Origin of the sequence: Phytoactinopolyspora endophytica (assembly GCF_004138495.1) — a bacterium.
GTDB lineage: Bacteria > Actinomycetota > Actinomycetes > Jiangellales > Jiangellaceae > Phytoactinopolyspora > Phytoactinopolyspora endophytica.
In genome coordinates, this window is record NZ_ML142873.1 from 57,080 (window position 1) to 72,658 (window position 15,579).

Sequence of the window (15,579 nt, forward strand, 5' to 3'; positions counted from 1 at the left end):
GCCGCCAAGAGGAGGTGACGCTGCTGATCGGTGCACGGAGGGGCAAGTCCGTCAAGGGGAGACTCAACCCTGATCAGGAGGCGATGGTGCCAGCACACGACAACGACAACAGAGTCAGCGACAACACGATCAACCGGCGAACCGTGCTGAAGTCGGCCATGGCGGCCGGTGTAGGAGTGGCCGGAGCCAGCGTAGGGCTGCTAGGCGTGGCCACACCCGCGTCGGCGGCGCTCAGCCATCCCGGCTTGCTGCACACCCAGGCCGACTTCGACCGGATGAGGTCCCGGGTGATGGCGGGAGACCAGCCGTGGCAGGCGGGCTGGGAGCGGCTGACCGCCAACCCGCATTCGCATCCGGGCTGGACGCCGAATCCACAGGAGACCATCAGGCGGGGAGGTGGCTCCGGCGAGAACTACCCGATCCTGTACAACGACATCCATGCTGCTTATCAGAATGCGCTGCGGTGGAAGATCCAGGGCCTGACTTCTCACGGTGACACCGCGCGGGACATCTGCAATGCGTGGTCGGCGACGTTGCAGGAGATAACCGGAGACACCAACGCGTCCCTGGCGCTGGGGATCTACGGGTACCAGTTCGCGAATGTCGGCGAGATCATGCGCGGTTATCCGGGTTTCGACTTCGGTCGGTTCCAGACGATGATGAACGACATCTTCTACCCGGGAAATCTTGACTTTCTGGTCCGGCGGCACGACACGTGTCCGTCGCATTATTGGGCGAACTGGGTCTTGTGCAATATGAACTCGATCCTGGCGATCGGGGTGTTGGCCGATGACCAGTCCAAGATCGATTGGGCGGTCGACTACTTCTTCAACGGTGTGGGACAAGGGTCGATCTTGAACGCGATCCCGCACCTGCATGAGAACGACACACTGGGGCAGTGGCAGGAAAGCGGCCGCGACCAGGGTCATACCTTGATGGGTGTGGGCCAGATGGGCGCCTTCTGTGAGATGGCCTGGAACCAGGGCTATGACCTGTACGGCGCCCACGACAGCAGGTTCATGAAAGCCTGCGAGTACATCGCCAGATACAACCTCGGGAACTCGGTGCCGTTCACCGACTACTACTGGGAATCGGGCCACAACTGTGACCCGAACTGGCATACCCAGATCTCCGACCACAGCCGTGGGCAGATCCGTCCCGTGTGGGAGCGGGTCTACAACCATTACGGGGTTCGCCGCGGCTTGAGCGTGCCGTACACCGCGCAGTTCGCCTCCGAGGTTCGGGCCGAGGGCGGAGGCGGCGACTACGGCAGCACCAGCGGCGGCTACGACCAGCTCGGCTTCGGCACCCTCACGTGTACGCGTTGATCTCGCCGGAACTGCTGGAAAGCGTTTAACCACGGTCGACCCGTCCGCAAGGTGGGTCGGAGGGGAGCAGATTCACTCCGACCTGCCTTTTGGACCGGTCTTGTCCAAACAGAGCGAACCATAGAAGGAGTAACAACCGATGGATCCGTTCCACCGCAACGTTTCCCAGAACGACAGGCACGCACAACCTCGCTGTGAGCTCTACCAACGACGCCGGAACGATGACGCAGGGCGTCACCCCGCGGTGATGGCATGACCGAGGGCACAGCAAGTCGCCGTACTTTCCTCAGAGGAGCGGGCGGAACGCTGATCGTGGCGACCGGTGTGGGTTCCTTCCTCGCCGGCCGCGGTGACGTGGCATCCGCCAACCCAACCGCGCAAGCGGCACTGGCCGCTGCGGCCACACAGTACGCGGGCCCGGGGGCGGGGTTCATCCATCCCGGCCTGCTGCACAGCCAGCAGGACCTGGAGCGCATGCGGACCGCTGTGGCGGCCCAAGAGGAGCCGATCTACCAGGGGTTTCAGGCCATGGCGGCGCACCATAGGTCGTCGCTCGACTACACGATCCGCAACACCGGCCAGATCACGTCGTGGGGCCGTGGACCGACCGACTTCACGAACGAGGCGGCCGACGACGCTGCGGCCGCCTACCAGCAGGCCCTGATGTGGTCGATCACCGGCGACGTGCGGCACGCGGACAAGGCGCGAGACATTCTCAACGTATGGTCGTCGAGCCTGAGGTCGATCACCGGCGCCGACGGGCAGCTGGGCACCGGCCTGCAAGGGTTCAAGCTGGTGAACGCCGCCGAGATCCTGCGGCACAGCGACTACGACGGTTGGGCTGCGGACGACATCGCCCGCTGCGAGGACTCGTTCACAACCGTCTGGTACCGGTCGGTCTCCGGCTACGCGCTGTTCGCGAACGGTAACTGGGACACCGCCGCGTTGCAGACCATCATCGCGATCGGTGTGTTCTGCGATGACCGTGTCATGTTCGAGGACGCTGTGCGCTACGCGGTCGACGGCCCTGGGAACGGCACCATCACCAACATCGTCGTCGAGGAGACCGGGCAGGGGCAGGAGAGCGGGCGCAGCCAGGCGTATGCCCAGCTGGCGATCGGCTTGCTGACCGATGCCGCAGAGATCGCCTGGAACCAGGGGGTGAACCTCTATGGTTACGCCGACAACCGCATCCTCGCCGGATTCGAGTACAACTCGCGTTACAACCTCGGCGACGACGCGATGCCGTTCGTGCCCGACCTCGACCGGACCGGCAAGTACATCAAGACGGCCATCTCCTCGAACAACCGAGGCCAGTACCGCCCCATCCACGAGCAGGCCTACGGCCATTACGTGAGCCGGATGGGGTTGTCCGCTCCGTTCACCGAGCAGGTGGTCTTCCGTGGCAGCGGCGGCAGCCGGCACGTCGAAGGCACCGACGACGACCACCCGTCGTGGGGCACGCTCACCCACGCCCGTCCGCCTGCCGAGGAGTCGGAACCGCAGGCAGCACCGGCCGCGCCGGCCGGTCTGGTGGCCGACGGCTCGTCGTCGGGAATCACGGTGAGCTGGGTGGAGTCGGTGGAGCCCGTGAGCACGGCGCCGGCCGACAGCTACACGGTGAGACGCGCGACCACCGGCGATGGCCAGTACGAGACGATCGCCACCGACGTGACGTCCACCTCGTACACCGATGAGGACGTCACCGCCGGGCAGACGTACGTCTATGTCCTCTCCGCGTCGAACGAGGTGGGCGAGAGCCCGGTCTCGCTGGGCATCGCGGTCAGCGCCGGGCTGCCGTCACCGTGGGAGACCGGGGACGTGGGCGACGTCGAGACGCCGGGAGCGACGAACTTCGACGGGCAGGCGTTCGTGCTCGAGGATGGCGGCCGGGACATCGCTGGTCCGAGTGATGCGTTCCGGTTCACGTATGTGCCGATGACCGGGGACGGCACCCTCACCGCTCGGGTGGTCTATCCGGTGAGCTCGCAGTACGCGAAGGTCGGCCTGATGATGCGGGAGTCCCTGGACGCGGACTCCGCACACGCCTCGATGCTCATTCAGGGCCTCGCGTTGCATGCGTGGAGCGGCGTCTGGACCACGCGTCCGTCGGCCGGCGCGGAGACCACCGGCACCGGCAGCACGCTTGTTCCTCCCACCCAGCAGGAGGCGATCACGGTCGACGCGGGCTTCGCGATCGCCAACCACGGTTCACTTCCGGAGTCGGCAACCCCGCTTCCCGCGCCCTACGTTGAGGGCGCAAGCGACGGCTACCGGATGCGCAGGCCGTACTGGGTGCGCCTGGAACGCTCGGGAACGACGTTCACCGGATGGATCTCTCCCGACGGCGAGCAGTGGACCGAGGTGGGCTCCTCAGAGCTCGACCTCGGCGGCGAGCTGTATGTCGGCTTGGCCGCCTGCTCGGTTCTGGGCGTGCAGGAGGACTATGCCGAGACGACGACGGCGGCCTTCGACAACGTGAGCGTGCCGGGCTGGTCCGTGGACGTCCCGGCGAACCCGGTCGGCGAGGTGCAGGCATGGACGGGTGACAGCGCCGTCGAACTCGCCTGGAGCGGTGTGGACATGTCCGGGCGGTACACCGTCAAACGCGCCACGACGAGCGGCGGCCCGTACACCGCCGTCGCGACCGGCGTCGGCCCGGTCGGCTTCGGTGTCCAGGTACGGTACGCCGACGCTACCGGTACACCTGGCACGGAGTACTACTACGTGGTCAGCGCCGTCAACGTCGCCGGCGAGGGTCCGTCGTCGGCGGAGGTCAGCGCTACGATGCCGACTCCGCAGGCACCGGTGGTCGAGAGCACGACCATGGCGTATGCGAATGCAGGCGTGCCGTTCGAGTACCTGATCCGGGCCACCAACAGTCCGACCGGCTTCTCCGCGAGTGGGCTGCCCGACGGGCTGAGCGTGGACTCGGAGACCGGGATCATTTCCGGGGTCCCGGACGCCGGGGGCGAGTTCATTGTCGAGGTCGGCGCGGTCAACGCGACCGGCACCGGCACCGAGACCGTCACGCTCGCCGTCGGGACCCCACCGCCGGCGCCGTGGGACTACCGCGACATCGGTGACTACGTGCTCGACGAGCGAATGCTCGGTACGTACAGCGTCGTCACCATCCGCACGCCCGGCATCACCGGCTACGACGACGAGACCGGAGCCTTCACGGTCCGGGGTGCCGGTTCGGATCTCAACGTCATCAACCAGGGCATGACCGTGCAGTACGCGTACGTGCCCTTGCGTGGCGACAGCGCGATCATCGCCCGGGTGGCGGACCGGGAGAACGCCGGCGCAGCCGACCGGGTGGGTCTGATCATGAGCAAGTCCCTCTCGCCGTTCGATCAGATGGCAGGGGCGATCCTGACCAGCACCGGGAGCGGCGACGCCGGGGTCAAGCAGTTCTTCCGGCGTCCGCGGGTGGCGTTCCGCCCCACGGTTACGGACGGTGAGGCGGGCGTCGGCGTGCCGGTCTGGCTGCGGCTACAACGCGAAGGCGACACGTTCAGCGCCGCGACCTCTGCGGACGGCGAGACCTGGACTGAGATCGGTGATCCGGACACGATCCCCACGTTCGGCGATGCCCCGTTCTACGTGGGCATGGCCGTCGTCTCTGGTGACCCGATGGTGCTGAACACCACCGTCTTCGACCAGGTGTCGGTGACGCCGTGGTTCGCCGACGAGACCGTGAACGCGGTGGTGCACGAGCCGTTCGACCACCGGGTCACGACGGCGACGGGGGCGACGTTTGAGGCTGAGGGTCTGCCGCCAGGGTTGAGCATCGATGCCGAGAACGGGCAGATCAGCGGGAAGCCGGCGGCGCTGGGTGCATTCGAGGTGACGGTCACCGCGACGAATGCGGCGGGCAGCTTCACCGGTACGGTCACCGTGCAGGTCGGCCTTCAGACGCCGTTGTCATACGACACGGTCGCCGGCTACGTCGCCCAATACCACGAGGACGGCGTGCTGGACCGGACGCAGGAACGGCGGCTGACGACGCACCTGTCGGTGGCGGAGCGTTTCGCCGACCGTGGGCAGGCCGCTCAGGCCGCCGAGGCCTTGGACCGGTTCGCTGAGGTAGCTGCCGGTGTCGCCGACGAGAACGCCCGGGAGGTGCTCCTCGCCGCCGTCGAGGCCCTGCGCCAGCAGCTGTAAACCGGTACGGACGCAACAGGAAGCCGGGATGCCTGTGGCGACCGGAGGCCTTCGGGCACAGCTGCGGCTGCTGCCCGAAGGCCTGGTCGCAGTCGGCGTAACGTGAATCCGTCGTCTTTTCATGCTCCTTGCGTACGTGCTGGGATCTCAGGGACGACTCACCGATAGTGGCCACGATGTGTTCTTGGCGTCGCGGGCCTGGTGGCGTTGTGGTGTCAGAGGAAGAGTCTCGGGAGATAGGCGGGCGGCTGGTCGTAGGGCGGCACCTCGCCCAGCGCCACCTGGTAGAGGCGGGCATGGCTGGCTCGGGCGGCGTCGACGAGCGGCTGGTACGGCTGGTGACAGACGTCGACGAAACCGATGTTGTAGTTCTCGCCGTCGAAGCGGCCGAGTGCGGACTGGTCGTAGAGGGTGAAGTAGTGCACGCCGACGCACCACGGCTGGGCGGCCGCGTCCTCGGTGTAGACCCGGAACGCCTGACCTCGCGCCTCCTGGTCGGCGACCCGGCCGATCCCGCTGGCGGGGAGCCCGACGTCGAGGGCCCCGAAATGCCACTCACCGATCAAGACCGGGCAGTTCAGCCGTTCGCTTACCGCGGCGAACTCGGGGGCGGTGACCCTCTCCTGGTAGCAGTTGACGCTGAACACGTCGAAACTGGTCATGCCTTCCAGCGCCCAGTCCGGCGGCACGGTGTAGTAGCGGGCGCCGAGGTTGAGATGGTTGGGGTCGACCTGGCTGCTGGCGGCGCTCAGCGTGTCGAACAGCCGACGGACCATGACGGTGCTGAAGTCCTCGAGGTCGCGGCGTGCGGTGTCGGTCAGCGCACTGGTCCACTGGCCGTCGGCCACCCGTCCCAGGGACGCATCCGGACCCCATGCGACGCGCAGACCCGCGTCGTCGCCGTACCGCTCGGCCAGGAAATCCCGCAACGCGCGCCGGGTGGCACAGGTGCTCGTCGTGTACAGCATCCCGGCGGCCGGTGACTCCTCGGCGAACCCCCAGGTGGGCTCGTTCATCAGGAAGTAGCCGACGAGCGCCGGGTCGTCCCGGGTGGAGAGCAGGGCCTGCGCGTACTCCTCGGCGTCGTCGGCGAACTCGGGCGCGAAGACGTCGGGGAAGTCGCGGTAGACCATTGGGGTGCGGCGACAGGTCAGGTGCAGCGGGCGGACGTACGGGAAGCCTGCGGCGCTCGCCGCCTCGATGTTGGACCAGTTGCCGATGGTGGTGAACCCGCACTGCTTGAGGAACCCGACGGCGACGGTCGCCCACGACTCGCGCCAGCTGTCCGGACCGAACGCATGGATCAGGTTCGCGCCGAGATAGTTCATCATCCGTCGTCCGGTGTCGTGGACGTCGCCGTACGGCCCGGCGGCGTCGGGCAGCCAGGTCAGGGCGGACTCCAGACCGTCGTACGCGGTCTGGACGGAGCTCCCCACGCAGTCGATGCCGGCAGACCAGTAGCGGAAGCCCGCCGGGTCGACGAGCCACCATCGGCTGCCGTCGTGGTGGGTCCGGAAATACCCGGTCGCCGGCAGCTCGCCGGCCGGCGTCCAACCGCCCCAGCGGCTGAAGCCGTCCGGCCACTCCTGCGCGGGCGCGGCGTCCAGTTGAGTGCGCAGCCGGGAGACGACGTCATCCACGTGTTCGCTACGTCCGGGCCAGTCGCGCAGCCGGTTCTGGCCGAGCTCGTCGAGCAGTGGACCGTGCGGCAGCAACGGCTCGGTCAGCCGCGGCGGCTCGGCAACGGTGGCAATGAACGGGGTCATGCACCACCGCACCGGCCCGGTTCCGTTGCGGATGAGACTGAGCGTCATCTGGTCGACTCGTGCGAGATCGACCCGCTCACCCCAGCAGATCGGCTTGAGCCAGGCGCCCTCTCGGGAGAGAAGCCAGGTGTCGAGGTCCGTGACCTCCAGCGGGACTCTGATCCGGGCCGCACACTGGGCGAGCGCACCGAAACTGAGCCGGAACTCCGGGCCGTCGGCGCCCTCGCGCAACGCCAGCTGGAACACGGCGAGCTCGTCGCCGTCGAGCAGCAGGTCGCTCGCCAGGTAGCGAACATTCTGCAGTGCTCCGGCCGGAAAGGCGTACGTGACGGTGGCATCGACGTCGTCGGCCGTGTACCAGGTGGCGCCGGGGAACATGGGCGCCGCGGAGCGGTCGATGACGGTGCCGTCGCCGATGTGCCGCGGTGACAGCTCGACGGGCAGCGAGCCGGAGAGATCGGAGGTGTTCACGACGGCATCAGCCTTTCCAAGCGGTGCGCGTGCAGGACGGCGACCAGTACCGGCACGATCAGCACCAGGCCGGCGATCGACACCGCACCGACGACGAGGACGGCCGCGGTCATCACCCATGTCCACAGCGACTGCTCCGGGTGACGCGTCACCAGGCGCACCGATGTGCGGGCGATGTGCCGGGCGCTCCGGTGCGGTTGGGCGACGAAGAGCGGGCCCCAGTAGATCGCGCAGACCGACCACAGCAGCGCCACCAGGGTGACGACGGTGGTGAGGGCGGAGAACCCAGCCATTCCGGCCATGATCCCGGCCCAGACCAGGACGCCGAACGTCCCATACAACGGAGCGAGCACCCGTACACTGCGACCGGCCAGCTCGCGCGTCAGCTCCTTGGCCAGGGCGAGGTCGACGTGCTGCTCGCGGCAGGCGACGCCAGCCAGAGCGAAGAGGGCGGCGGTGGCGAGCGGCAGCGCACTCGCACTCGCTAGCCCGAGCATGATCCGCAGCCAGCCGGGCAGCTCCGCGAAAGCCAACGCCACGACGCCGGGAGCGGCCACAAGGGACCACCCGACGTTCACCGCGACCAGGCGCTCTACCTGCCCGCCGATCGTCGCGAAAGCCGCCCAGGTCGGTCCGCGACGCTCGTCGCGGGGACCGATGTCATCGAGAAACGGCATCGATATCACCTTTGAGTAGAGAGGCGCCGGTGTCGGCGTCGAACAGGTGCACCTTGGACAGGTCGATGCCGAGCGGGATCTCCTGGTCGAGGTAGCTGTTCGGCAGCCGGACGGTGAAGGTGGCGACGAAGTCCTGCCCCTCGGCGGTGCTCAGATAGACCGTGCATCCGCTGGCGGTCGGCTCGATCAGGGTGACGATGCCGTGCAGGGTGTTCTCCTCGGTCACCTCGAACGGTGCCATCCTTGGGACGTGCAGGTCCTCGGGGCGGACCCCCATCCGGACCCGCTGCCCGACGTGTGCTCGCGCGGCCGCGGTCATGCTCGGGTGCACGCGCAACCGCAGACCGGAGCCGACCATGACAGCACCGTCTCCGTCGGCCTGGATCTCCATGTCGAACAGGTTGATGCTCGGAGTGCCGATGAAGAACGCCACGAACTCGCTCACCGGACGCTCGTACAGATCGCTGCCGGTGCCGATCTGCTGGATCCGCCCATCGGCCATCACCGCGATCCGGTCGCCGAGCGCCATCGCCTCGGACTGGTCGTGCGTGACATAGACGGTGGGACGGTGCTTGTTCTTGTGCAGTGTCAGGATGTCCTCGCGTGCCTGGTGGCGCAGCTGAGCGTCCAGGTTGGACAGCGGCTCGTCGTACAGATAGAGCGCCGCGTCGCGGACCATCGCCCTGGACAACGCGACGCGCTGCCGCTCGCCTCCGGACAGCTGGCGCGGCTTGCGGGTCAGCAGGTGGTCGATCCGGAAGGTCTGTGCGGCCTCGGTGACCTTGTCTTTGACGACCTTGCGTGCCTCTCGGCGAGAACGGAGGCCGTAGGCGATGTTCTCGAAGACGGTCAGGTGGGGAAAGATCGCGTAGTCCTGGAAGACCATGGCGATGCGGCGATCACGCGGGCGGATCTCGTTGACCACCCGGTCGCCGAACTGGATCTGGCCGTCGCTGACCGGCTCCAGCCCGGCCAGCATCCGCAGCGTGGTCGTCTTGCCGCATCCCGACGGCCCGACCAGGACGAGCAGCTCCCCATCGGCGATGTCGAAGCTCACGTCCTCAACGGCGTGCTTGTCTCCGAAGCGCTTCTGGACTCCCCGGACCTTGATCGCGGTCTCACTGCTGTATCGCGGCTCTGCGATTGCTTCTGTGGTCATCACGTCCGTCCCTGTTCCTCGTCGACTGGCACACGTCAGAAGAGCTCAAGCACGCCGGGTGTATGCAGCGGGCGTTCGCCGTCGGGTTCGAAGAAGTACGCACGGTCGAGATCGGGCGTCGCTGTGAGCTGGTCTCGCTCCGGGTGGTCGACCGGCAGGATCACCGTGACGTTTCTGCCGGCGACGGTGCCGTATGCGAAGGCGGCCCGCTCGGTCGGCAGCCGTTCGATGTGACGCACGGACACCGCCAGCCCGTCGGCCTCGTCCAGCCGCCAGCCCTCTGGGCGGATTGCCAGATCGACCGGGCCGTCCGGCACGGCGGCACGCACCGGGGATGGGAGATCCCAGCTGGCACCCGCGAGCTGCAGCCGGCCATCGGTGACCGCGGCCGGCAGGACACTGATCGGCGGCGACCCGATGAACGTCGCGACGAACCGGGAGGCCGGGGTGTAGTAGAGATCGTCGAACGTGCCGACCTGCTCGATCCGGCCGTCGCGCATCACCACGATCCGGTCGCCCATGAAGATCGCTTCCTGCTGGTCGTGTGTGACGTACAGGGTGGTGATCTTGAACTTGCGCAGCAGCTTGCGGATCTCGACCCGGGTCTGCTCGCGCAGCTTGGCGTCGAGGTTGCAGATCGGCTCGTCCATCAGGAACAGCGGTGGGTCCCGGACGATGCAGCGGGCGATGGCGACGCGTTGCTGCTCGCCGCCCGAGAGCGTCGTCGGCACTTGGCCCAGCAAGAGGTCGAAGCCGACCCCCATCCGTTCGGCGGTCTCGCGGACCCGTTGCTCGGCCTCCTCCTTGCTGCTGTCGTGGACGTCGAAGTAGTACGCCAGGTTGCCCTTGCCCTTCATCGACGGGTACAGAGCGTAGTCCTGGAAGACCATGCCCACCCCGCGCTCCTGTGGGCGCACCCCGGTGACGTCGACGCCGTCGTAGCGCACCCGGCCCTGGTCCGGGTCCTCGATGCCGGCGACCACCTTGAGCAGGGTGGACTTGCCGCAGCCCGACGAGCCGACGATACTGATCGTCTCGCCGTCGGCCACCTGCAATGACACGTCGTCCAAGGCGGGCCGGCCTGTGTTGGTCTGGACGATCCGGTCATCCACGTAGTGCTTGACGACGTGGTCGATGTCGATGCGAGCCATCAGCTCTCCTCACTTCAGTCCACGCAGGCGGATGCCGCGCAGTAGATACTCTCGGCAGACGATGAACGCGATGAACACCGGCAGCGACTGCAGGATCGCCAGCACCATGAGGCCGTTCCAGGACAGACCGCCGCCGAGCATGTCCTGCATCACCTCCGCCTCCGCGGCCGCCGCCTCGGCGCTGGTGCCGCCGGACTGGACAATCCGTTCCATCAGCAGGTAGAGCTCGACCGACATCGGCATCCGCTCTGGCGTCTGCAGGACCACCAGCGGCCAGAGGAACTGGTCCCACGCCAAGCTGAACGCCGTCCAGATCGTGACCGCATAGACCGGGACGCTCATCGGCAGCACGATGCGGCGGAAGATGTTGAACTCCGACCCGCCATCGACCCGGGCCGCCTGGATGACGGAGTCGGGAATGGTGTCGAAGAACCCCTTGAACAGCAGGAAGTTGAACGCTTGAAAACAGATCGGGAAGATCACCGCCCAGTGGGTGTCCCAGATCGGGAACGTGGGGAAGGCCGTATCCGTCCCGGGTATGTTTGGTGCGTTCGGGAGCGCGAACGGGAAGTTCCTGGTCAACAGGAAATTCGGGATCAGGGTCAGGGCTGCCGGCATCATCAGCGTGCCGATGAAGAACAGGAATGACCACCGGGCCATCGGCCCGCGCTGCAGCTTGCTGTTCGCGTACGCCGCCATTGACGTGATCGGAATGCCGATGACGAGTACCCAGAAGGTGATCTGCACCGAGTTCCAGAAGAACAGCCAGAGTGGTGCGTCCAGCAGCTGGCCGGCACTGCCCTGGACGATCTGGAAGACCAGCTTCCAGCCGGCGAAACTCGGGTCCTGCGGCCAGAACGTCGGCGGGAATGCGAGCACCTCCTCGCCGGACTTGAACGAGCTGACCAGCATGAAATAGAAGGGAAAGAGGTGCAGAGCGATACCCAGGCACAGGAACGCCACCACAGCCCACCAGGCGATCCGGAGCATGGGCTGTTTCCGCCCGACACGTGGGAAAAGCATGATCGTCCTCCTCGATGTGCCTGGGCCTAGGCGTCCGGGTCTTCACGGAAGAACCGCCGCTGGATGATCACCAGCAGCATGGTTCCGATGAACAGGAAGACGCCGAGCGCCGTCGCGTCCGCATAGCGCAGGTTCTGCAGCAGCTCGTACAGGTACATGACGACGGTGCGGCTGGCGCCGCCCGGGCCTCCTCCGGTCATGATCATCGGGTACTCGAACACCTGGGTGGACCCGATGACGGCGAAGATCAGCAGCATCGAGATCACCGGACGCAGCCGGGGCAGCGAGATGGTCCACATCTTCCGCCAGAACCCGGCGCCCTCGATCTCGGCGGCCTCGTAGTACGACGCCGGGATGCCCTGCAGCGTCGCCATGTAGATCAGGCCGGGGCCGAAGAACAGGATGCCGGGGAACACCAGCCAGAACAGCACCTGGTCGCTGGAGTTCAGGAACGGCTGCGGTTCGAGCCCGAGAACCTCGGTGGCGATCCATTGGAACAGCCCGTACTGGGCGTTGAACATGTACCGGAACAGCAGCGTGGACGCAATCCCGGACAGCGGGATGAACCAGAGCAGCATCATCCAGCGGATGTGCCGCTTCGGCATCTCCATCAGCAGGATCGCGACGAAGATCGGGATGAAGAACGTCAACCCGATGCTCAGCACCGCGTAGATGGCCGTGACGCGGAACGCCTCGGCCACCAGCGGGTCGCTCCACATCCGTTCGTAGCTCTCCAGCCCGGTGAACTCGATCGGTCCACGGACGCGGGCGTTGGTGAAGCTGATGACGAATGCCATCAGCAGCGGATACCAGCCCCACGTGAGCTGGAAGGAGAACGCCGGCAGCACGAACAGGGCGCGCTCGAGCCGGCGCCGGCGGCTCGGTGCCGGCTCGCGCACCTGGCTTTCGGTACCGGCGGGCGGTTCCGCTCCGCCCGCGGTTTCGGTCGCTTCTTGCTGCAGTGTCATATCGCGTCCACAGCTCTCAGCCGAGCGCCGGCCGGACGTGGTCTTCGTACCAGGGGTCGAAGACGTCAGCCGCATAGTCCGGCGCGTGCTCCTGCCAGAACTGCTGGAGCGCCTCGTAGTAGGCACGGGCGCCCTCGGCGAACTCGTCGTCGTCGACGCTCGAAGTGAAGTCGGCCGCCTGCGTGTTGCGGGTCTGCTCCAGGTTCGCCAGGTCCGCCGCGATGTCGACGTTGCCGCGCTCGAACGACCACCGGGACTCCATGTCTTCCTCGGCCGTGAGCGCCGGGCCGGCGGTCTCCTCGACCGGGAGGTAATTGCCCTCGTTCGGCGGCAACGGCAGCGCGGAGGCGTCCTCGACCGCCTGCATGTACTGCTCGCCCCACGCCTCCACCAGATCGCCGGGGACCCCCTCGACCTCGGTCCGGCCGTGGACCGGAGCCGGGTCGTTGAAGACGCTTTGCAGACTCTGCGTCTCCTCCCACAGGACCTCGCGCTCGATTTCCCAGCCCTGACCGAAGATCATCCAGTCATGGAGACTGACCGCCTTGTCCAAGGCCTCCTCGGACAGATCGGGAGAGAAGGACATCACCGTCATGAACGCCTGGGTGTCGCCGAACCGGCCGTGCTCGCCGCGTGGGTGCTGGATCCAGCCGACGACCTCCTCCAGCGGCATGCCGAGACTCTCCGCGAGGTTGCTCGGGCCCGGGTTCGACGTGTCGTTCGGGTCCGCGGTGAAGAAGCCCGAGTTGGAGATGATCATCGCGGCCCGCCCCTGGGCGAACGCGTTCCTGGTGTCCCCGTCTTCGAAGGCGACGTCGGAGAGGATGCTCTCGTCCTCGAACACCATGGCGCGGAAGTCTTCGATGGCCCTCGTCCACGTATCAGCGTGGGTCGTCGTATAGTCCCAGCGCCAGTTCCACGCCGACTCTGGATCGGGAAGCTTGGACAGCTCCAGCCAACCGTCTGCGATGAGCCTCACGTGGAGCGCGGTGGATTGGAACGCCGCCCCCTTGCGGTCCCCATCGGTCAGCGCGCGCGCCAGTTCGCGGAACTCCGACCATGTCCAGCCCGGCTGCGGCTCCTGCAGCCCGAGCTCGGCGATGAGGTCGCGGCGGAAGTAGATGCCGTTCCCGGCGCCGAAGTAGTTGGGAACGCCGTAGTACGCGCCGTTGACCTGCCAGGTGGACCAGATGGGCTTGGCATAGTCCGCCAGCTTGCTGTCCATGTCGTAGCTCTCGAGCAGCTCCGTCGTGTCGGCAGCGAGCCCCTGGGCGAACGCGGACTTGGTGGCCGCGACGTTCCAGCCGCCGAGCACGTTTCCGGGGAACATCGCTGGCGCGGTGCCACCGCTCAGGGCGGTCGTGAGCGCCTGCTGGTCCCAGATGTCGGTGGCGACCTGCTCGACTGTGACGCCGGGGTTGTCGTCCAGCCATGTCTGCAGTGCCTCGGCGTAGGCCTTCTTGACCGGGTTCTCCTCCTGGACCTCAGCCGAGGGCATGACGTCGAACGGCCACGTCGGATCGCCGCCGAACCGCAGCACGACGTCCGCGCCGTCGTCGCTCCCTCCACCACCGGGCGTTCCGCCGGTACAGGACGTGATGACGGCGCCGGAAGCTGCTGCTGCGCCGCCGGCGGCGAGCAGCCGTAACATCTCTCGTCGATTGAGCATGTCGACCTCCTTCTCGTTGGGACGTGCGTGCATCTAGTGAGCGCGTGCGTGGTCTGCGGAGCTCCAGTGCATTGCGTCGTCGCTGGTCATCGGGCCAGCGTCGGTACCTGCGTAGATCCGGGCCGGGCCGGCCGCGAGGCAATGAACGACGGGTGGCGCATCCACCGCCCGCTGCCAGGTGGCGCCGTCGTCGTAGGAAAGCCACAGCCCGTCGCCTGCCGTTCCGGCGACGAGTGTGCCGCCTGCGCCGACGGCGAGATCGGTGACACCTGCCGTGACCTCGCCCACCGCCGCCCACGTACCGCCGTCGTCGTCGGACCGCAGCACCTCCCCCTGCTCGAGAACGGCGATGGCGGTCCGGTCGGACGTGTACGCGACGGCGGCGACCGGTGCCGTCAGCTGTGTGCAGCGCCGCCAGACGCGGCCGGCCTTGTGCGAGCGGAACAGCCCGTCAGCGGTTCCGGCAATGACGGTGCCGGTGTGCGGGCCGACCGACAGCGTGGTGGCTTCGCGGTCCTGAAGCCCGAAGCTCGAGCCGACGAAGTGCCGGCCGCCGTCCTCGCTGCGCAGGACTCCGTCGCCGATGGTGGCGGCGAGTAGCACCGTCTCGTGCTCGACCGGAACGGACACCAGGTCGGCGACCGGTGAATGGCCGCCGCGAACCTGCGCCGGCCACCAGCGGCCACCGGCTCGCAGCGCCATGCCGCCGGCACCGCCGACGACGAGGCCGTCGGCGACAGGCAGGAGTGAGGTGACCGGGCCGTCGAACGGGGGGCGTTCGACGGCACCGGACGATGTGTGCGCGACGCCGCTGAACCCACCAAGCCACGCGTCGTCGCCGGCAGCCGCGACGGCGAGAACGGCGGACCCAGCTGCGAGCACAGCAGATTCGGCTGCGGGAATCGCGGAGCCGGGGGTGAGCTCCGGCTGCTCGTCGAGCGTTCGCGCGTGCTCAGGCATGGCCGGTCACCACCCGGGCCGAGATCAGGAGACCGGCGGTCTCGCCGGCCGCGTCGAGCGAACCGGCGGCCACGGAGGCAACATCGATGACGCCGTGTTCGAGCATGTCCGCATACCCGCCGGTGACGACGTCGAAGCCGGTCCCGGCAGCATCGGTGCACACAGTGTCCAGCGCGACCCGGGGCTCCGGGTGCCCGGCGTTGCGGACGATCTGCAGGAAGGGCGCCTGTAACCCAGCAC

At 67.4% G+C, this 15,579-nt stretch carries 10 protein-coding genes and 1 pseudogene; 2 read left to right on the forward strand and 9 right to left on the reverse strand.

From position 1 onward, the window contains the following. Window positions 1–158: 158 nt before the first annotated feature. Entirely contained in the window at window positions 159–1,328 is a 1,170-nt protein-coding gene (locus ELR45_RS31430; protein ID WP_420813985.1) for an alginate lyase family protein, read from the forward strand. Between the two features lie 252 nt (window positions 1,329–1,580). After that, on the forward strand, window positions 1,581–5,495 hold the full coding sequence (locus tag ELR45_RS31435) for a putative Ig domain-containing protein (RefSeq protein WP_165368266.1): 3,915 nt from the start codon (window positions 1,581–1,583) through the stop codon (window positions 5,493–5,495). 215 nt (window positions 5,496–5,710) lie between these two features. On the opposite strand, the gene ELR45_RS31440 is transcribed toward ELR45_RS31435, so the two are convergent. From ELR45_RS31440 to groEL, 9 genes and pseudogenes are all read right to left on the reverse strand, one after another. Continuing rightward, a complete protein-coding gene (locus tag ELR45_RS31440) occupies window positions 5,711–7,732 on the reverse strand; it encodes a hypothetical protein (protein ID WP_129669806.1) in 2,022 nt (673 codons plus the stop codon). Beyond that, complete coding sequence (locus tag ELR45_RS31445; RefSeq protein ID WP_129669807.1) at window positions 7,729–8,409, reverse strand: hypothetical protein; 681 nt, start codon at window positions 8,407–8,409, stop codon at window positions 7,729–7,731. Before ELR45_RS31445 ends, ELR45_RS31440 begins: the two co-directional genes overlap by 4 nt. Beyond that, the gene (locus tag ELR45_RS31450) at window positions 8,393–9,568 is read right to left on the reverse strand and encodes an ABC transporter ATP-binding protein (protein ID WP_129669808.1); all 1,176 of its coding nucleotides are present in this window, start codon (window positions 9,566–9,568) and stop codon (window positions 8,393–8,395) included. The genes ELR45_RS31445 and ELR45_RS31450 overlap by 17 nt, the downstream gene beginning before the upstream one ends. A 35-nt stretch (window positions 9,569–9,603) precedes the next feature. Further along, entirely contained in the window at window positions 9,604–10,719 is a 1,116-nt protein-coding gene (locus tag ELR45_RS31455) for an ABC transporter ATP-binding protein (protein WP_129669809.1), read from the reverse strand. A gap of 9 nt (window positions 10,720–10,728) precedes the next feature. Further along, entirely contained in the window at window positions 10,729–11,742 is a 1,014-nt protein-coding gene (locus tag ELR45_RS31460) for a carbohydrate ABC transporter permease (RefSeq protein ID WP_129669810.1), read from the reverse strand. Between the two features lie 26 nt (window positions 11,743–11,768). Then, window positions 11,769–12,710 carry a carbohydrate ABC transporter permease gene (locus ELR45_RS31465; protein WP_129669811.1) on the reverse strand — a complete coding sequence of 314 codons (942 nt, stop codon included), beginning with the start codon at window positions 12,708–12,710 and terminating at the stop codon, window positions 11,769–11,771. Window positions 12,711–12,726: 16 nt separating this feature from the next. Next, window positions 12,727–14,379, reverse strand: a complete 1,653-nt coding sequence (locus ELR45_RS31470) for an ABC transporter substrate-binding protein (protein ID WP_165368267.1) — start codon at window positions 14,377–14,379, stop codon at window positions 12,727–12,729. A gap of 33 nt (window positions 14,380–14,412) precedes the next feature. Then, window positions 14,413–15,339 (reverse strand): WD40/YVTN/BNR-like repeat-containing protein, encoded by a 927-nt coding sequence (locus ELR45_RS31475; RefSeq protein WP_129669813.1) that lies wholly within the window; start codon window positions 15,337–15,339, stop codon window positions 14,413–14,415. Beyond that, window positions 15,332–15,579, reverse strand: a pseudogene (gene groEL / locus ELR45_RS31480) (chaperonin GroEL); the annotation flags it as partial. The pseudogene groEL and the gene ELR45_RS31475, both read right to left, overlap by 8 nt.